Origin of the sequence: Streptomyces sp. MST-110588 (assembly GCF_022695595.1) — a bacterium.
Taxonomy (GTDB): domain Bacteria; phylum Actinomycetota; class Actinomycetes; order Streptomycetales; family Streptomycetaceae; genus Streptomyces.
On record NZ_CP074380.1, the window covers coordinates 3036281 to 3053898 of the forward strand.

Sequence of the window (17618 nt, forward strand, 5' to 3'; positions counted from 1 at the left end):
GTACCCATGACCGACGCACCCTCCTCCCGCCCAGGCGGGCGTACCTCCACCGCCGAGGCGGCGGCGCCCGCCGACGCCGACGGCACCACCGGCACCACCGCCGGTGCCCCTTCCGGTGCCACCGGTGACGGCGGCTCCTCGGCGGCACCGTCGCGGACGTCCCTGCGCCGCAGCCGGCGGCACAGGGTCATCTCCGGCGTGTGCGGCGGCCTGGGCCGGCACTGGGACCTCGATCCGGTGATCTTCCGGATCGTGCTCGCCGTCCTGGCCGTGTGCGGCGGAGTCGGCCTGATCGCGTACGGCTTCGCCTGGCTGCTGATCCCGCTGGAGGGCGAGGAGGAGAACGAGGGACGCCGGCTGCTGTCCGGCCGGGTCGAGGGGCCCGCGCTGACCGCCCTGTTGTGCGCGCTCGTCGGCTGCGGCCTCTTCCTGTCCATGCTGGGCAACGGCGGCGTCCTGGGGTTCACGGCCATGCTGTCGCTGGCGGTGGCCGGGTCCGCGTACTGGTCGCGGCAGCGCCGTAAGGCGGAGGCCGGCGGAGCGGACGCGGTGGACCCGGCGACGGCCCAGGTGGTGGCCGACGCCCCGCCGGAGACCACGGCACCCCCTGCTCCCTACACCCCCTCCTGGTGGCGCGCGCCCCTGACCAAGGACGGCGCGGCCGGCCCGGACTATCTGTGGGGCCCCGCCGACGCGGCGCTGAACGTCTCCTACGAGCCCGGCCCCGCCTCGCCGCACGCCCCCCACGGCCTGCGCGGACCGGGCATACGGCACACCGCCGGGTGGACGGGCCAGGGCGCCCCGGCAGCCCAGGCGGCGCGGCGCAAGACGTCACGGGCCGGCCGGCCGATCGGCGGCTGGACGTTCCTGCTGGCCCTGATCGTGGGCACCGCGGCCACGGCCGGCGCCGCGGAGGACCACCCTCTCGCCGCCAGTCTCCAGGTGGGGCTGTCCTGCGCGCTGATCGTCTTCGGCCTCGGCCTGGTGCTCAGCGCCTGGCTCGGACGGACCGGTGGCGGCACGGTCTTCATGGTGGTGCTCACCGCCGCACTGCTCGCGGGCGCCACCGTCCTGCCCCAGGACCTCACCCTGGACTGGAAGGACCGCACCTGGGCACCGACCAGCGCCGCGGATGTGCGCCAGGCGTACCAACTCGGCTCCGGCCACGGCGTGCTGGACTTCAGCGACCTGAAACTCAAGGACGGACAGACGGTACGCACCCGCGCGAGCGTCGGCGCGGGCCAGTTGGAGGTCGCCGTACCGCCGGGCGTCACCACCCGGCTCCACATCGAGGTCGGCATCGGCGACGTCCGCCTGCCGGGCGAGGCCGCCAACGACGTGGACATCTCACCCGGGCAGAAGCAGGACGTCACCCTCCCCGCCGAGGGCCTGAAGTCCGGTGAGAAGCCGCACGGCACCCTCGACCTGGACCTCCACGCCGGCGCCGGTCAGGTGGAAGTCCGCCACGCCTACCCCGCCACCAACCCGCCCACCTCCTCCCCCACGCCCTCCACCGCCCCATCCGCCACTCCGACCCCCGCGTCCACCGCCCGTCAGGGAGGCCGCTCGTGAAGCGCCACGACTTCGAGCCCGCCCGGCTCATCACGGGCCTGACCGCACTGGGCGTCGGCAGCGCATACGCCTTCGACGCCCTCGGCGAGTGGGACGTCCCGGGAGCCTGGCCGCTCCTCGCCGTACCCGCCGGCCTGTGCCTGGCCGGTATCACCGCCGCCATACGCAGCGCCACCCGCACCCACCGCTCCACCACCCCCCGCGACTGACCGGGCCGGTCCCGCGGGGTGCGCCACCGTGCCCGAAGGACGCGCTGCCGTGCCCGAAGGACGCGCTGCCGTACCCGAAGGACGCCTCGTCGGGCCCGTGAGAGCAGGGGATGTGGGGAGAAGGCGCGGGGAGAGGGCGCGTGGCGCGGACGGGGTGCAGTGGGGGGACGTGGGGAGGTGTAGCAAACTGCACCCCCTATTGGGGAGCTCGCTCTCTCGTTTCTGTCCGGCGGACACAGCACAGTGGGATACGCACCCCGATCAACGGAGGAAATCCCATGAAGCCCCTGCTCTGGCTCGTGCTCATCATCAGCGTCGCCGCCAACGCCTACCTCAACCTGGTCATCGGCAGCGGCCCTTCGCAGCTCGTGCTTCAGCTCGTGACCGGTGTCGTGGCGCTGGCCTCCATCGCGGGTCTGTGGATGCTCCGGGACCGTCGCTCGTAGGAACCGGACAGCCCGGTTCGAAGATGCCCGTTCCGGGCCGCCGGGCAGCCGGGCCGCCGGGTCGCCCGGGCCCGTCAGCCGAAGAGTTGTCGGCCGTGCCGGGCGCGGCGGTCGCGCAGGGCGGCGTCCAGGGAGAGCACCGGCGCCCCCGCCAGTACCAGCGGCAGCCAGGCCATGAGGTACGCCAGGTCGTTGCCGTAGTAGTACGGGGTGGTCGACCAGCTCACGGTCAGCCACAGGCTCAGCGAGATCAGGGCGCCGCCGAGCGCCGCCAACCGGGCCACCAGACCCAGGAGTGTGCCGATGCCGACGACCAGTTCACCCAAGGCGATGGCGTAGCCGAAGCCCGCCGGGTTCTTCAGGGCCAGGTCCACCAGCCACGGCACGGCCGAGGTGTCGCGCACCTGCCGCATCAGCTCGCCGACCGAGCCCGGCCCGCCGCTTGAGAAGAAAGCCGGGTCCGTGAGTTTGTCCAGGCCCGCGTAGACGAAGGTGACGCCGAGGAAGACGCGCAGCGGCAGCAGCGCACAGCGCGCCATGGCCCGGCGCGGCCCCGTGCTCCCGTCCCCCGTCGGCGCCCCGCCCATCTCGGCACCGCTCGTACGATCCGCGTGAACCATGGCGTCCGCCTCTCCCCAGCCACCGGGCGCAGACGATTGTGCCCCCGCCGGCGCGTGCACGGAGAGATACGTGCGAACTCGCGCGCGGCGTTCACCGGACGGGGACCGCCGGCCGGTCGAGCAAGCTGCCGACCGGTCCGGGCAGAGGGCCTGCCGGTCCGGCAGTGCGCCGCCCGGTCCGGCAGAGGGCCGGGACGCCTTTTCAAGGCCCGGGGCTACTGCCCAGGACTACTGCCCGGCGCTACTCCACGACGTCGATCGTGCAGCCGTTGGTTTCCACGCCCGCCGCCGTCACGACCCTGACCTCGACCCGCCCCGGTTCGACGTCCGCCGGGACCGGCACCGTCAGCACCCCGTCCGTCGGGTTGGCGAATCCCCCGGCGACCGGGACCAGCGGTACGGGGACATGCACCGTCCCGATCCGTACGACCGTACGGGCCAGCCGGTCCGGGGTCTGCGCGCCCGGCGGGACGAAGCCGCTGCCCCGGATCTCGATGTCGTCACCGGTACGGATCGGCGCCGGGAGATCACCGATCTCCCTGGCCCGTACGACCGACAGGACGACCGGCCGGCCGCCCTCCGCGTACTTGCCCGCCAGGTACGTGGCCGTGCCGATGCCGACGAGGAGGACCACACCCCAAGGCGGCTCTGGGAGCTGGCCGGGGTGCCGCGCCATCAGGACGATGGTGAAGATCACCGCGACCGCGTTGATGAGCACGTACTGCGCGTCCGTAAAGGCGCCGCGACCACCGTCGTCCGTCAACAGATCGGCCAGCCGCGGGCGTTCGGCCCGTACCTTCTGGAGTCTGCGGCCGTGGACGCGTACGCAGACCACGCGCCGCACCAGCACGGCCACCGCGCAGGTCATCGCCAGCACACTGAAAAGCCGTACGCCGTGCGGCAGTTCAAGGTCATCGAGGATATGACGCCGGTCGTCGGTGCCGGAGGTCACCGCCAGCTCGACCGCCGCCGACAGCACGGCGTAGACGACGGGCAGCACCCAGGCCGCCGCGACCACGCGGGAGGTGGAGAGCCGGTTGTCCTCGCCGATCAGCGGTGCCAGCAGACCGCCGCGGGAACGGTGCACCCATGCCACGGCGGTCAGCGCGAGCACAAGCACGACGGCGGCGGCAAGTCCCGCGGTACGGCCCGTGGTCCAGCGCCCGCCGATCGCGGTGAGCGCCTGCCCCAGCAGCAGCGCGGCAGCACCACCCCACATCACCAGCAGGGTGCGCCGGCGGACCGCGTCCATCCAGACGCCGCCCTCGGCGGCACCACGCTCGGCCAATGCCCGCGCGGACAGCGCGAGTTCATCCGAAACCCACTGGCGGGAGGCCCCGGCCGAGTGGGCGAGGGCCGACGGCACGCCGCGCCCGGCCGCGAACTCCTCGCGCAGCGCAACGAATGCGGCGACCGCCTGGCGGTGCCCCTCACGCGCGCCGTGCGGACACTTTCCGCAGGTGCAGTCCCCACCTGAGTGCACGGAACCGCCGGAACCGACCGGGCCGCCGGAGCCGCCGAGGCCGCTGGGACCGCCGGACCACCCAGAACTTCCGGTACCCCCGGAGCTGCCGGCATGACCCGAACCCGCCTTTCCAGCCGGGCTGTTGACCGCGTTGCCGCCGCCGGCTCCGCCGGTCCCCCCAGACACTCCGATCCCTCCAGAAGCGCCGAATCCTGTGGCCCCACCGTAGCGCCCGGACTCGCCGGACCCCATGGAATCGCCGAACCCCCTGGACTCACCGGTCATCACATCACCGGTGCCACCGCGCTCCCCGCCACTCCCGTAACCGTCACGCTCATATCCCCCGCTCCGGTACGCCTCGCTCCCGTACTCGCCGTTCCCGTACTCACCGCCTCCGTGGTCCCCGGCTCCGGGCGCCCCGGCCGCTCTGCCCGCCGTATCCACCGTCACTTCCGCTACCGCCCTGCCACCAGTCGCCGCCAACTTCTTCCCGATGGGAGGGAATTGTGCCGTACGAATAGGGTGCCGGCGTCAAACTCCCAGCTCCGGGGCGGTGATGGTGCTGCCAGGAGGTTGACGCGGGCGCGAACAGCGGTCAACCGACTGCGGTCAGGCGGATGTGGATTACGCGTCGCCGAGTGACGGCCAGCCGGCCGGAACCGCGGTGAGGTCGATGTCGATGCCGAACGGCGCCGAGAGCTTGAGCCGGTTGCGGAACACCTCGACGGCACGGTAGGTGCCGGTCTCCTCGTCCAACTGGAAGACGTGGACGACGGGGGCCCCACTCGTGGCGTCCTTCTCGATGCGCCAGAAGTGCGGAATCCCGGCAATCGCGTACTTGTGCGGCTTCGCGTCACGGTCGCGGGACTCGGAATCAGGCGAGACCACCTCGACGGCCAGCAGCACGTCCTTCACCAGGAAATATGTTGGGTCTGGATCCTGCGAGGCCGCCGCGCGCACGACACAGACATCGGGTTCCGGGCCGTTCCGGCGATCGATCACCACGGTCATCTCGCGCACGACGACCGCTTCGGGCGGGGCACAAAGGCGCAGACAGGTCACCAGGTGGTCGATCACCATCATGTGGAAATAGCGCTGCGGACCCACGCATACCAAGCGCCCGTCGATCAGCTCGGTGTGCGGCGGGAGGTCGGACAGCGTCAGCAGGTCGTCCACGGTGTAGCCGTCCTGCGGCGGCACCGGCCAGTGGTGCGCGGTCTCAGCGGTCATGGTTCCTCCCATGGACGGCAGCCTGGGCCATGTCATCAGCGTACCCACCGCAAACGCCGACACCGCCACTCAAACAAGTGAGCGGCGGCGTCGGCGTTGACCTTGAGCAGTCAGCTTCGGGGGAGGTCACTCCCACTCGATGGTCCCCGGCGGCTTGCTCGTGACGTCCAGGACGACACGGTTGACGTCGGCGACCTCGTTGGTGATGCGGGTGGAGATCCGTGCCAGCACCTCGTACGGCATTCGCGTCCAGTCCGCCGTCATCGCGTCCTCGGAGGAGACCGGGCGCAGCACGATCGGGTGGCCGTAGGAGCGGCCGTCGCCCTGGACGCCGACCGAGCGGACGTCGGCCAGGAGCACCACCGGGCACTGCCAGATCTCGCGGTCCAGGCCGGCCGCGGTCAGCTCCTCGCGGGCGATGGCGTCGGCCTCGCGGAGCAGGTCCAGCCGCTCCTTGGTGACCTCGCCGACGATACGGATGCCCAGGCCGGGGCCGGGGAAGGGCTGGCGCTGGACGATCTCGTCCGGCAGGCCGAGCTCCGTGCCGACCATGCGGACCTCGTCCTTGAAGAGCTGCCGCAGCGGCTCGATCAGCTTGAACTCAAGGTCCTCGGGGAGCCCGCCGACGTTGTGGTGGGACTTGATGTTCGCGGTGCCCGTGCCGCCGCCGGACTCCACGATGTCCGGGTAGAGCGTGCCCTGCACCAGGAACTCGACCGGCTCGCCCGCGGCGCCCGCCTCGGCGACGATCTCGGCCTGGGCCTGCTCGAAGACGCGGATGAACTCGCGCCCGATGATCTTCCGCTTCTCCTCGGGGTCGGACACCCCGGCCAGCGCGGAAAGGAAGCGCTCGGACGCGTCGACGACCTTGAGCTGTACGCCGGTGGCCGCGACGAAGTCCTTCTCGACCTGCTCGGTCTCGCCCTTGCGCATCAGGCCGTGGTCGACGTACACGCAGGTGAGCCGGTCGCCGATGGCCTTCTGTACGAGGGCGGCGGCGACCGCGGAGTCCACACCGCCGGACAGCCCGCAGATGGCGCGCTTGTCGCCGACCTGCTCGCGGATCGCGGCGACCTGCTCCTCCACGACGTTGGTGGTGGTCCACTTGGGCTCGATGCCCGCGCCGCGGTACAGGAAGTGCTCCAGCACCTGCTGGCCGTGCGTGGTGTGCATCACCTCGGGGTGGTACTGGACCCCGTACAGCTTCTTCGCGTCGTTCTCGAAGGCGGCGACCGGCACCAGGTCCGTGGACGCGGTGACGGTGAAGCCCTCGGGGGCGGCGGAGCAGGCGTCACCGTGCGACATCCACACGGACTGCTCGGCCGGGGTGCCCTCGAAGAGCGTGGAACCGGGCCGGGAGACGCACAGCGGCGTACGGCCGTACTCACGGGCGCCGGTGTTGTCGACGGTGCCGCCGAGGGTGATGGCCATGAGCTGGAAGCCATAGCACATGCCGAAGACCGGCACGCCGGACTCGAACAGCGCGCGGTCCAGCCGCGGGGCGTCCTGGGAGTAGACCGACGAGGGGCCGCCGGAAAGGATGATCGCGGCGGGCTTCTTGGCGAGCATCTCGGCCACCGGCATGGTGGACGGCACGATCTCGCTGTAGACCCGGGCCTCGCGGACGCGACGGGCGATGAGCTGGGCGTACTGAGCGCCGAAGTCGACGACCAGGACGACGTCGGGGGCGGCGGCTGGGGAGGCTGATGGCACTTCGGCGGCCTTCCGGCGGTGGTGGTGGTGCGAGGGGTTGGACTTTCGATTCTACCGGGCTCATACTGAGCGCCATGTTCAAGCAGCCCACCTTCGTCTTTACCTATGGCACCGGCCCGTCCGGCTGCCATGGTCGTGCTGCTTGATCCACCGACAAGCGACTTCCCAGGCGCCCCGGGCCGACAAGGCCCGGGGCGCCGGTGTTTTTCCGGGGCGGTACGGGCCGGGTCGTCGGTACGGGGGCCGTACACCCCCAGGAGATACGAGATGAGCAGCAGCACCCGTACGCAGACCAGGGTCCGTACCGAGGCGGCGCAGACCGGGACCCGTAGCGACGGAGCGCAGACCGGGGCCCGTACCGAGGCACCGGAAGCGGGGGCCCGTACCGAGGCGGCGGAAACCGGGGCCCGTACCGAGACGGCGGCGCGGGTGATCACCGATGCGCGGGGCCGGATCGACGAGCTCGACAGGCGGATCATCGGCCTCGTACAGGAACGGATGGCCGTCTCGGCCGTCATCCAGCGCGAGCGCATCGCCTCCGGCGGACGCCGGGTGAACCTCTCCCGCGAGATGGAGATCCTGGCCCACTACCGGGACCGGCTCGGCCGGCCGGGTACGGCGCTGGCGATGACGCTGCTGGAGCTGTGCCGGGGCCGGGTCTGAGAGCGGACGGGTCTAAGAGCGGTCGGGTCCGAGAGCGGGCCGGGGCGCGGTGGGGGCGGACCGGTACGCGGCGGGGCGGGCCCGGGCGGATGGCGGCGCCGGGCGGCGGTCCGCAACCGCGTTCGGGCGCCTTCTCACCCGTACGGCGCGTGACCGGCCGCCGCGCCCCTTCGTTGTTCCCGGTGCCACGTCAGCCAGGCGCGGCCTGCAGGACTACGCGTAGACGCCGCCCCACGGGCGGATACGCCGGAGCGATGAGACGCCGACCGCGTGGAAGCGGCTCGCGTCGTGGGACCTCGTTCCGGTGCGGTGACCGGTCGGCAGGGGACAGCAGCCCGGTCACATCCGATGGGGTGGTCGGTCCCGGGGACGCCTGGGACCGACCTCACCGACAGTCGGCAGCCCTCGATCGAGAGCCGGCACCCTCAGCCGACGCCCCTCACTCCTCACCCTTCGCCTTTCACTCCTCAGCCGTCATTCAGGCGGCAGCGGCGGCAGCGGCGGCACCTTCGGCACCGCCACGAACGGCAGCCGCAGGGCCCCGAAGGCGTCCTCGGGAACGGCGGGCCGGCGGGGCGCCACCGGCGCCACCCGCTCGTACGGCCGCCCCTGAGCCGGCCGTGGATCCCGCTCCCCCTTGTTGGGCCACAGCGACATGGCGCGCTCCGCCTGCGCCGTGATCGTCAGCGACGGGTTGACGCCCAGGTTGGCGGAGACCGCCGAGCCGTCGACGACGGAGATTCCCGGGTGGCCGTACAGACGGTGATAGGGGTCGATCACTCCGTGGCCGGCGTCCGTACCGATCGGGCAGCCGCCCAGGAAGTGCGCGGTCAGCGGGGTGCCCATCAGCTCGCCGACGTTGCTGCCCGGGAAGCCGTTGATCTCCCGCGCCAGGATGCTCGCGGCCCGGGTGGCCGCGGGGATCTGCCGCGGATTGGGCGCGCCGTGACCCTGCCGCGCGGTGAGCAGGCCCTTTCCGATGCCGCCGGGCTTGCGGTACGTCGTCAGCGAGTTGTCCAGGGACTGCATGACCAGCCCGATGATGGTCCGCTCCGACCAGCGGCGGTTGGACAGGGAGCGCAGCAGCAGTACGGGGTGCCGGGCGCAGTGGGCGGCCCAGGCCAGGGCGCGCGGCATACGGGTGTCCACCGGCACCTGGAGGATGGACAGGCTGCCCATGGCGTTGGAGCCCCTGCCGTAGCGGACCGGCTCGATGTGGGTGTCGGCGTCGGGGTGGATGGAGGAGGTGATCGCCACGCCGCGGGTGAAGTCCGGCCGCCGCCCTCCGTACACCTTGCCGTAGCGGCGGGCGTCGGTCTGCGCGCCGACCAGCGCCTCGGAGTTCGTACGGGTCAGCTCGCCGAGCCGGGGAGAGAGCAGCGGCAGCAGACCGCAGTCCTTCATCCGGTGCAGCAGGGTCTGGGTGCCGTACGTACCGGCAGCCAGGACGACCTGCCGGGCCCTGAACGTACGGGCCCGGCCCGTGGCGCGCCGGTCGTCGGTGGGGCGCGTGCCGACGGCGTACCCGCCCCGGGAGTCCTCGGTCAGGGTGACCGCGGACGTCATCGGGTGGATGACGGCACCGGCCTTCTCGGCGAGGTACAGGTAGTTCTCGTTGAGGGTGTTCTTCGCGCCGTGCCGGCAGCCGGTCATGCACTCGCCGCATTCGGTGCAGGCCCGGCGCGCGGGCCCTTGGCCGCCGAAGTACGGGTCGGGCACCTCGGCGCCCGGCGCGGCCCTGGAGGTGCCCCGCGCGTCGTGCCCGTCACCGAAGAAGACGCCGACCGGCGCCATGTGGAAGGAGTCCGCGACGCCCATCTTCTCGGCGGTGGCCTTCAGATGGACGTCGGAGGGGGTCGTGGTCGGGTTGAGCCGTACGCCGAGCATCCGCCGCGCCTGGTCGTAGTACGGCTTCAGCTCCTCCCGCCAGTCGGTGATGTGCCCCCACTGCCGGTCCTCGAAGAACTGCTTCGGCGGTACGTACAGGGTGTTGGCGTAGTTGAGCGACCCGCCGCCGACGCCGGCGCCCGCGAGCACCATGACGTTGCCCAGGAGGTGCACCCGCTGGATGCCGTAGCAGCCCAGCGCCGGGGCCCACAGGTAATTGCGCAGGTCCCAGGAGTTCTTGGGCAGGGTCTGGCGGGTGAAGCGCCGGCCCGCCTCCAGGACGCCGACGCGGTAGCCCTTCTCGGTCAGGCGCAGCGCGGAGACGGCGCCGCCGAAGCCCGAGCCGATGACGATCACGTCGTAGTCGTAACCGTCGTCAGCACCAGCACCAGCACCGGCACCGACGCCGCCGCCCGCCCGTTCCGGGGCGGCGGCGTCCTCGGGCACCGGCTCCTGCTCCTGCGCCGGCTCCGGTCCCGGCTCCGGCTCCTGCGCCGGCTCGCGCTCTGCGTCTGCGGGCACGGGCACTCCCTGGTCTCCTCGGACGGGCTTCAGCGCAGCCGCAGCGCCTTCATCGCCCGCAGGCTGTGGGTCATGAACGCCGCGTACTTCTCGTCGTCCAGGCCGAAGGCCGGTGCCAGCGGCATCAGACGCTGCTGGGCGATGGTCTGGGCCTCGGTGTACTTCAAGATGCCCTCGGCGCCGTGCCGGCGCCCGAGCCCGGAGTCACCCATGCCGCCCATGGGAGCCTGGGCGCTGCCGTACCCCGCCGCGTACGCCTCGTTGACGTTGACGGTCCCGGCGCGCACCCGGGCGGCGACGGCCCGACCACGGCGGCCGTCCCGGCTCCAGACGCTGGCGTTGAGGCCGTACGGGGTGGCGTTGGCGAGCGCCACGGCCTGGTCCTCGTCGCTGAAGCGGTAGACCGAGACCACCGGGCCAAACGTTTCCTCGGTGCAGACGGCCATCGGGGGCTCGACGCCCTCCAGGATGGTGGGCTCGTAGAAGAGCGGCCCGACGTCGGGGCGCGGCCGGCCGCCCGCGACGATCCGGGCACCCTTGGAGACGGCCTCCTCGACGTGCCGGGTCACGGTCTCCAACTGCCGCTGCCCGACCAGCGACCCCATGTCGGCGCCGTAGGCCAGGGCGTTGCCCAGGCGCATCGCCTTCGTACGGGCCGCGAAGCGCTCCAGGAAGTCCTCGGCGATCGACTCGTGGACGTACAGGCGCTCGATGGCGATGCAGAGCTGGCCGGCCGAGGAGAAGCAGGCGCGCACCGCGCCGGCGGCGGCCTTCTCCACGTCGGCGTCGTGCAGCACCAACATGGCGTTCTTGCCGCCCAGTTCGAGCGAGACGCCGACGAGGCGGGCGGCGGCCCCCTGTGCGACCTCGCGGCCCGTACGCGTCGAGCCGGTGAAGGAGACGTAGTCCGCGTGCTTGACGACCTCCGGGCCGATGACCGGTCCGTCGCCGAGGACGATCTGCCAGACCTCCGGCGGCAGCCCGGCCTCGATCATCTGCTCGCGCGCCCACAGCGCGGTCAGGGCCGTCTCGGTGTCGGGCTTCATGACGACGGCGTTGCCGGCGGCGAAGGCGGGCAGCGCGTCACCGACGGACAGCTCGAACGGGTAGTTCCACGGCGCGATCTGCCCGACGACGCCGCGCGGCAGGCGCAGTTCGGTGACCTTGGTGAGGGCCGGGACGACGCCGGTGTGCCTCTTGGGGCCCAGGTAGGCGGGGGCCTTGCGGCCGTAGTGCCGGGCGGCCACGGCGACGGCCAGGACCTCCTCGTGGGCGTGCAGCCGGGCCTTGCCGGTCTCCAACTGTATGAGGTCCAGGACCTCGGCCTGGCGGCGCAGTACGAGGTCGTGGAAGCGCAGCAGGACGGCGGCGCGCTCCTTGACGGGGACCTCGGCCCAGATCTTCTGGGCCGCGCGGGCCCGTTCGAAGGCGGTGACGACGTCCTCGGGCGTGGACTCGGGCAGGTCGGCGAGCTTCTCCCCGGTGAACGGCGTGTGGTTGGCGGTACGGCCGCTGCCGGTCACTCCCTGCGTGAGACGGTCGACCAGCTCCTTGGTGACCACGTCCGCGGCGGTACGGGTGCCCGCGGCGGCGCGGACCACGGGGTTGCCGTCGGCGGGCGCGGCGGCCGGGGCGGGTGACGCACCGCTCGGGGCGGATGACGCGCCGGGCTGGGCGGGCAGAGGGGCGTCGGCTGTTCCGGTGTCCTGCGAGTCCGTCATGCACGGGAGCGTATGCCGTGGAAGTCGCCTTGGGTACCCGATAGTAACGAGTTTTCGGCGACCGGACGTGATCACGCCAGTGTTCGCTGGCCACAATGGCGCTGACCTGGTGCGACGGCATCGGGCGGCGTAATCGAATGTCCGGTTCGCCGTGTTACCGCCGTCACTTCCGGGCCCGCCGCACCTGCCGGACTTGTCAGGTGCCTGCCCGGCCCGCCGGATCTGCCGCCGCTACTCCTGGAGGTCGAGGAACTTCACGACGTTCGTGAACAGTTCGTCCCCGTCCCGGCGGGCCTCGCCCTTGGCCGGCATCGTCACCGTCAGCACCCACGCGGACTTCTTCTCCGCATCGACGTAGACGTGCTGGCGCTTGCGGTAGCGGACGGCGTCCTCGTCGGGCTCGTACGGCAGATAGGTGGTGTCCACCTCCATGGCCGGGCGGCCCTGCTGGGTGGCCGGGCGCTTGACGCTGCGCGCGTGCGAGACCTCCGTACCGTCGTCGCCGCCCTCCTTGTAGTAAGTGACCAGCTCCTCGGCCTCGTCCGGGAGCGCGGAGACCCCGTCCCGCTCCAGCGACAGATCGATGCTGAAGACGCCGCTGGGGTCGTCGAACGTCACATAGCCGTCGTCCGGTCCCACGGTCCGGCGGTAGTCGTCGGGGACCGCCAGCGACGCCCGGACCACCTCGCCCTCCTGGCGCACCACCCAGTGCGGGGGCAGCTTGTCGCCGTCGAAGGGCCTGGCCAGGACCACGACCAGGGCGGTCGCCAGGACGAGTACGGCGGCGGTCAGGCCGAGTTGGACCTTGCGGGTGCGGGGCAGGGCGGAGCGCGCCCGCTTCACCCGGCCGGCCGCCGCGCCCCGGACCGCCGTGCGCCCGGCTGTCCTGCCCCGGGCCGCCGTGTCCCGGGCCGCCGTGTCCCGGGCGGGGCCGTGGTCCGGTTCGGCGACCCGCTCCAGTTCCCGCCGTACCCCGGCGGCGTCCGGCCGGGCCGCCGGGTCCTTGCTCAGCAGCCGCATGACCACCTCGCCGAGCGGCCCCGCGGCACGGACCGGCGGCTGGGGCTCGGCCGACAGCACCGCCTGCATCGTCGCGGGCGCGTGGGAGCGGCGGAACGGCGAGACGCCCTCGACGGCCAGATAGAGCACCACGCCCAGCGACCACAGGTCCGACCCGGGGCCGGGCCGCTGCCCAAGGAGCCGCTCCGGTGCGGTGTACTCCGGCGATCCCACGAACGTCCCGGTCTCGGTCAGCCCCTGCTCGCCCTCGACCTGGGCGATGCCGAAGTCGGTCAGCACGACCCGGTCACCGCGGCCCAGCAGCACGTTGCCGGGCTTGACGTCCCGGTGCAGCACGCCCGCGCCGTGGGCCGCCGTCAGCGCGCCGAGTACGGCGAGTCCGATGCGGGCCGCCTCGCGCGGGTCGAGGGTGCCTTCCAGAAGGCGGTCGGCGAGCGACTCACCGCGTACGAGTTCCATGACGATCCACGGGCGCCCGTCCTCGTCGACCACGTCGTGGACGGCGACGACCGAGGGGTGGTCGATACGGGCCGCGGCCCGTGCCTCGCGGCGCATCCGGCGGTAGGCGACGCGCGTCTGCTCCGGCGTCAGATGGCCGGACAGGCGCGGTTCCTTGAGTGCCACTACGCGGTCCATGGCCTCGTCGTGGGCCTCCCAGACCGTGCCCATGCCGCCGTGGCCGAGCCGGGAGCGCAGCCGGTAACGGCCGCCGATCAGCCGGCCGTCGTCGCCGGGAGCCTCGCGGCCGTCGGGAGCCTCGCGGTCATCGGGGCCGCCGGGGCTGTCGGAGCCGCCGGCAAGGGGTACGGGGACGCCGAGCGTCGCCACCTTCGTGGGCTCCGGCACGCCCTCCGTCGGTGGCGTCGTCGCGTGAATGGTGGGCTCGTGTGCCCGCCCCCCGTCGTTCGTCATGACCCCATCTTCACCTGCCGCCCCCGCTGCCTTCCAACGGCACCCGGGCTCCGTGCATGCGTCCCCGCCGTCGCCGTACGCGCCGTACGTGCCGTACGTACGGTCCCGTCACCGCTCGCCCGTCATCGCTCGCCCGTCACCCGGAAGGTGTCCAGCGCGGCGTCGAAGTGGCGTTTGGCGCGCGCCTGGTCACCGACCGGGGCGGAGACCCAGACGTCGTACATCTTCCCGGCCTCCTCCCAGCCCAGGTCGTACGTGTGCCGGGCTCCGCCGCCGTCTCCCCCGCCGTCCCAGGTGAACTCCCACAGCGCGGCCGGAAAGCCGTTGTGGGTGGTGTCGGTGACCTGGGCGTCGCGGTAGCCGGGATAGTGCTGCGGGCCCTTGGTGTCGGACGCACGCATCATGGCCAGCGGCCCGCCGGGCATCTGCTCCTTGACGTACACGCCCAGCCGGAACCGTTTGCCCGCCGAGTAGTAGAAGACCCGCGGCTTCTCGTACGAGCGCGAGAAGCCGTCCGGGACGGCCAGCGCGAAGCCGAGGGGGTCCTGCGTCATGCGGTAGCCGTCGGGGGCCTTGCCGTTGGCGCCGGGGGAAGGCGTGGGGGTGACGGTGGCGGTCGGGGGCGCGCTGGTTCCGGTCCCGGGGGAGCCGGTGCCCGGGGACGGCGGCGTGCCGGTCCGTGTCGGTGCCGGGGGCCCGGCGGACGGTGTGCCGTTTCCGTGCGGACCCGTGGCCTGCTGGGTCTGCTGGGTCTGCGTCTGGGTGGCGGTGTCGCGCTTGCCGTCCGTACCGTCGCCGCTCATGACGAGCGCGGCGACCCCGGCGCCCGCCCCCGCCAGGACGATCACCGTCAGGCCCGCGAGCAGGGCGGTGCGGGCGCGGCCGGTGTGCGGCCGGACCGCGGCGGCCAGCGCGCGGTCGTCCAGCGCGTCCGGTATCGGCATGCCGGGCGTACGGCCGCCGGAGCCCCGGCCGCCGAACCGGCGTATCCGGGAGCGGGGCGCGCCGGAGTCCTTGAAGCCTGGGGCGCCGGAGTCGGACGTGCGGACGGTGGGGGTACGGCTGATGGGGACGCCACCGCCGGGGCCGGCGGTCTCGGCCACGTCGGCGTTGGGTGTTCCTGGGGCGGCGGGGGTTCCTGGGGCGGCGGGGTGGCAGAAGAGGCGGGGTAGGCAGGAGTTACGGGAGGGGCAGGGGAGACGGGGGCCGCAGGGCCGAGGGCGGCGGAGTCAGGTACGCCCGTACCGGACGCGTCCACACCAGCCGCACCGGCCCCACCAGCCCCGGGTACACCAGTCCCGGGTACACCAGCCCCAGCCCCAGCCCCAGCCGCACCGGCCCCGGGCACACCGCTCACAGGCAGTCCGGTTCCCGGCGTACGGACCTCCGGCGTACGACCTGCCGGAGAGGGACCGGCGGAGACCGGGCCGGCCGGGAAGGGGCCGCCGCCCGCCGCGCCACCCGCCTCCGGAACGGGCTGCTGGGGCAGCCGGTCCCGGGTCGAGGAGAACTTGGCCGCCAGTTCGGGGGCGCGGCCGGACTGGAGGTAGCCGCGCAGCAGCCGTTCGGTCTCCGGGACGTCCAGCCGCCGGGCCGGGTCGCGTTCCATCAGGCCGCGTACGACCGCGAGCAGCGGCCGGGCGGATTCGGGCAGTTCGATCTCGTCGTAGAGGACGGCGTGCAGCACCCCGCCCAGCGAATCGCGGCGGAAGGGGCTCTCCCCGCTCAAAGCCGCGCACAGCAGCACACCGACCGACCACAGGTCCGCCTCCGGCCCCGTACCCTGGCCCGCCATCCGTTCCGGCGCGGTGTATTCGGGCGAGCCGACGAACACGCCGGTCTCGGTCAGCGTCGTCGTGCCCGGCATCTGAGCGATGCCGAAGTCGGTCAGTACGACGCGGCTGGTGCCCTCCTCCAGCAGGACGTTGGCGGGCTTGATGTCCCGGTGCAGCACCCCGCGCGCATGGGCCACCCGTAGCGCGCCGAGCAGGGCGAGGGCTATCCGGGCCGCCTCGCGCGGGGCGACCGGGCCGCCGCCGGACAGCCGGTCCGCCAGCGACTCGCCGTCCACGCACTCCATGACGATCCAGGGCCGCCCGTCCTGCTCGACCACGTCGTGCAGCACGATGACGTTCGGGTGCTTGATCGCGGCGACCGTACGCGCCTCGCGCATCGTCCGCTCACGCTGGACCTGCGTCTCGGCCTCGGGGAGGTCCTCGTCCAGGTTCAGCTCCTTGACCGCGACCTGACGGCCCAGCAGTTCGTCGGTGGCACGCCACACCGTTCCCATGCCGCCGCGGCCCAGCCGCTCGCCCAGGCGATAGCGGCCGACGATCAGTCGTCCCTCGCCCCCGAAGCTCCCCATGGGGTCATCTTGCCCCACGGTCACCGAAGCGGAAGGAGGGGCACCCCAGGCATTGGCCACTGCTTGGCCGTACGGGTTTCAACGGCCCTCCGACCTGCGGTGATGCCCGTCACACTGGTCAAGGAACGGACCATTACGAGGCGGTCGCGGCGCCCTCGACAGGCCCGGTGGCCCCAGCGTTTCCGACACCCCCGGCGCCCCCGACGCCCCCGTCGGTACCGGCCACCCCGACGACACCGACAGCCCCATTCGCCCGGCTTGTCTCACCCGCTCGTCCCGTCCCGCCCACCTCACCCGGCCTGCTCGCCCCGGTCGCCCCGGTCGTCCCGGTCGCCCCTATGGGCCCGTCCGCCCGTACGGACCCATAGGCGCTCAGCTCCGGCAGCTTGCGCGCCGTCTCCTCGTCCGTCGGCATGCACGAGACGAGCGTGGTGCCCGGCGCGTCCACCGCGGCGAGCTTGACGTAGTCGAAGACCAGCCGCCCCAGCCGGGGATGGTCGAAGGCGCGCCGCACGGAACGGAACTCCGCGACGTCGTGGGTGTTCCACCACTCCCGGAACTCCTGGCTGTGCGCGCACAGCCAGGCCGTCAGCCGCCCGAAGGACGGGTCGCCGATGTGCCGCCCGGCGCTCGCCCGGTACTGGCCGAGCAGGGCGCGCGCCTGCCCGGGCCAGTCGACCAGGAGCGTACGCATCCGGGGCTCGGTGAACACCATCCGGAGCAGGTTGCGCCCGGCCGGTTCCCGGTCGGCCGGGTCACCGATCAGACCGCGTTCGGCGCTGTTCCACGCCACCAGGTCCCAGTTGGGCGCCACCAGATACGCCGGGTGCGGATCGAGCGCGTCCACGAGCTGCTGGAGCGCGGAGCCCGGCCCCTGCCCGGGCCGCCGCTCCGCCTCCGGCGCGGGCAGCGGTTCGCCCGCCAGCGCGAACAGATGCCGGGTCTCGGCAGGCGACAGCAGCAGGGCACGGGCCAGGCTGTGCAGCACCTGACGGCTGACGGTGATGTCCCGCGCCTGTTCCAACCAGGTGTACCAGGTGACACTGACACCCGAGAGCTGGGCGACCTCCTCACGCCGCAGGCCGGGCGTACGGCGCCGGGGACCGGCGGGGATGCCCGCGTCGCGCGGCGTCACCCGCTCCCGGCGCGAGCGGAGGAACTCCGCCAGCACCCGGCGGCGTTCCCGGTCAGCCATCGGACATCGCCCCTCACCTCATCCCAGGGTCCCTGGCCCCGGACCCCGGTCCCTGATCTCAGTCCCTGACCTCAGCCC

14 protein-coding genes are annotated in these 17618 nt (G+C 72.8%); 4 read left to right on the plus strand and 10 right to left on the minus strand.

Translation table 11 applies throughout. From position 1 onward, the window contains the following. The first annotated feature begins 6 nt into the window (after positions 1 to 6). The 3 genes from KGS77_RS13195 (at position 7) to KGS77_RS13205 (ending at position 2227) form a co-directional block, all read left to right on the plus strand. Positions 7 to 1572 (plus strand): PspC domain-containing protein, encoded by a 1566-nt coding sequence (locus KGS77_RS13195; protein ID WP_242581171.1) that lies wholly within the window; start codon positions 7 to 9, stop codon positions 1570 to 1572. Beyond that, positions 1569 to 1781, plus strand: coding sequence for a hypothetical protein (locus KGS77_RS13200; protein WP_242581173.1), 213 nt, complete (start codon positions 1569 to 1571; stop codon positions 1779 to 1781). Before KGS77_RS13195 ends, KGS77_RS13200 begins: the two co-directional genes overlap by 4 nt. A 278-nt stretch (positions 1782 to 2059) precedes the next feature. Next, positions 2060 to 2227, plus strand: coding sequence for a hypothetical protein (locus KGS77_RS13205; RefSeq protein ID WP_242581175.1), 168 nt, complete (start codon positions 2060 to 2062; stop codon positions 2225 to 2227). Between the two features lie 74 nt (positions 2228 to 2301). Here KGS77_RS13205 and KGS77_RS13210 read toward each other — a convergent pair whose 3' ends face one another. The 4 genes from KGS77_RS13210 to guaA form a co-directional block, all read right to left on the minus strand. Beyond that, the gene (locus KGS77_RS13210) at positions 2302 to 2814 is read right to left on the minus strand and encodes a DoxX family protein (protein ID WP_242587450.1); all 513 of its coding nucleotides are present in this window, start codon (positions 2812 to 2814) and stop codon (positions 2302 to 2304) included. Positions 2815 to 3088: 274 nt separating this feature from the next. Next, the gene (locus KGS77_RS13215; protein ID WP_242581177.1) at positions 3089 to 4330 is read right to left on the minus strand and encodes a hypothetical protein; all 1242 of its coding nucleotides are present in this window, start codon (positions 4328 to 4330) and stop codon (positions 3089 to 3091) included. Between the two features lie 606 nt (positions 4331 to 4936). Continuing rightward, entirely contained in the window at positions 4937 to 5542 is a 606-nt protein-coding gene (locus KGS77_RS13220; protein WP_242581179.1) for a Uma2 family endonuclease, read from the minus strand. Between the two features lie 126 nt (positions 5543 to 5668). After that, the gene (gene guaA / locus KGS77_RS13225; protein ID WP_242581182.1) at positions 5669 to 7255 is read right to left on the minus strand and encodes a glutamine-hydrolyzing GMP synthase; all 1587 of its coding nucleotides are present in this window, start codon (positions 7253 to 7255) and stop codon (positions 5669 to 5671) included. Positions 7256 to 7522: 267 nt separating this feature from the next. On the opposite strand from guaA, the gene KGS77_RS13230 reads away from it, so the two are divergent. Further along, positions 7523 to 7918 (plus strand): chorismate mutase, encoded by a 396-nt coding sequence (locus KGS77_RS13230; protein WP_242581184.1) that lies wholly within the window; start codon positions 7523 to 7525, stop codon positions 7916 to 7918. Between the two features lie 474 nt (positions 7919 to 8392). On the opposite strand, the gene KGS77_RS13235 is transcribed toward KGS77_RS13230, so the two are convergent. The 6 genes from KGS77_RS13235 to KGS77_RS13260 all read right to left on the minus strand — a co-directional run bounded on the left by KGS77_RS13235 (position 8393) and on the right by KGS77_RS13260 (position 17540). Beyond that, positions 8393 to 10162 carry a GMC family oxidoreductase gene (locus KGS77_RS13235; RefSeq protein ID WP_242587451.1) on the minus strand — a complete coding sequence of 590 codons (1770 nt, stop codon included), beginning with the start codon at positions 10160 to 10162 and terminating at the stop codon, positions 8393 to 8395. A 194-nt stretch (positions 10163 to 10356) separates the two neighbouring features. Further along, positions 10357 to 12048 (minus strand): succinic semialdehyde dehydrogenase, encoded by a 1692-nt coding sequence (locus tag KGS77_RS13240; RefSeq protein ID WP_242581186.1) that lies wholly within the window; start codon positions 12046 to 12048, stop codon positions 10357 to 10359. Between the two features lie 231 nt (positions 12049 to 12279). Next, entirely contained in the window at positions 12280 to 13980 is a 1701-nt protein-coding gene (locus KGS77_RS13245; RefSeq protein ID WP_242581188.1) for a serine/threonine-protein kinase, read from the minus strand. Positions 13981 to 14102: 122 nt separating this feature from the next. Next, positions 14103 to 14924 carry a hypothetical protein gene (locus tag KGS77_RS13250; protein WP_242581190.1) on the minus strand — a complete coding sequence of 274 codons (822 nt, stop codon included), beginning with the start codon at positions 14922 to 14924 and terminating at the stop codon, positions 14103 to 14105. Beyond that, the gene (locus KGS77_RS13255) at positions 14831 to 16345 is read right to left on the minus strand and encodes a serine/threonine-protein kinase (protein ID WP_242581191.1); all 1515 of its coding nucleotides are present in this window, start codon (positions 16343 to 16345) and stop codon (positions 14831 to 14833) included. Before KGS77_RS13255 ends, KGS77_RS13250 begins: the two co-directional genes overlap by 94 nt. A 133-nt stretch (positions 16346 to 16478) precedes the next feature. Next, a complete protein-coding gene (locus tag KGS77_RS13260) occupies positions 16479 to 17540 on the minus strand; it encodes a helix-turn-helix transcriptional regulator (RefSeq protein ID WP_242581192.1) in 1062 nt (353 codons plus the stop codon). Between the last annotated feature and the right edge of the window lie 78 nt (positions 17541 to 17618).

What these genes read in the sequence shown, in the direction of transcription:
- KGS77_RS13195 (WP_242581171.1), top strand. Translation starts at nt 7, where the DNA reads ATGACCGACGCACCCTCCTCCCGCCCAGGCGGGCGTACCTCCACCGCC.
- KGS77_RS13205 (WP_242581175.1), top strand. Translation starts at nt 2,060, where the DNA reads ATGAAGCCCCTGCTCTGGCTCGTGCTCATCATCAGCGTCGCCGCCAAC.
- KGS77_RS13210 (WP_242587450.1), bottom strand. Translation starts at nt 2,814, where the DNA reads ATGGGCGGGGCGCCGACGGGGGACGGGAGCACGGGGCCGCGCCGGGCC.
- KGS77_RS13220 (WP_242581179.1), bottom strand. Translation starts at nt 5,542, where the DNA reads ATGACCGCTGAGACCGCGCACCACTGGCCGGTGCCGCCGCAGGACGGC.
- KGS77_RS13230 (WP_242581184.1), top strand. Translation starts at nt 7,523, where the DNA reads ATGAGCAGCAGCACCCGTACGCAGACCAGGGTCCGTACCGAGGCGGCG.
- KGS77_RS13240 (WP_242581186.1), bottom strand. Translation starts at nt 12,048, where the DNA reads ATGACGGACTCGCAGGACACCGGAACAGCCGACGCCCCTCTGCCCGCC.
- KGS77_RS13245 (WP_242581188.1), bottom strand. Translation starts at nt 13,980, where the DNA reads ATGACGAACGACGGGGGGCGGGCACACGAGCCCACCATTCACGCGACG.
- KGS77_RS13250 (WP_242581190.1), bottom strand. Translation starts at nt 14,924, where the DNA reads ATGCCGATACCGGACGCGCTGGACGACCGCGCGCTGGCCGCCGCGGTC.
- KGS77_RS13255 (WP_242581191.1), bottom strand. Translation starts at nt 16,345, where the DNA reads ATGGGGAGCTTCGGGGGCGAGGGACGACTGATCGTCGGCCGCTATCGC.
- KGS77_RS13260 (WP_242581192.1), bottom strand. Translation starts at nt 17,540, where the DNA reads ATGGCTGACCGGGAACGCCGCCGGGTGCTGGCGGAGTTCCTCCGCTCG.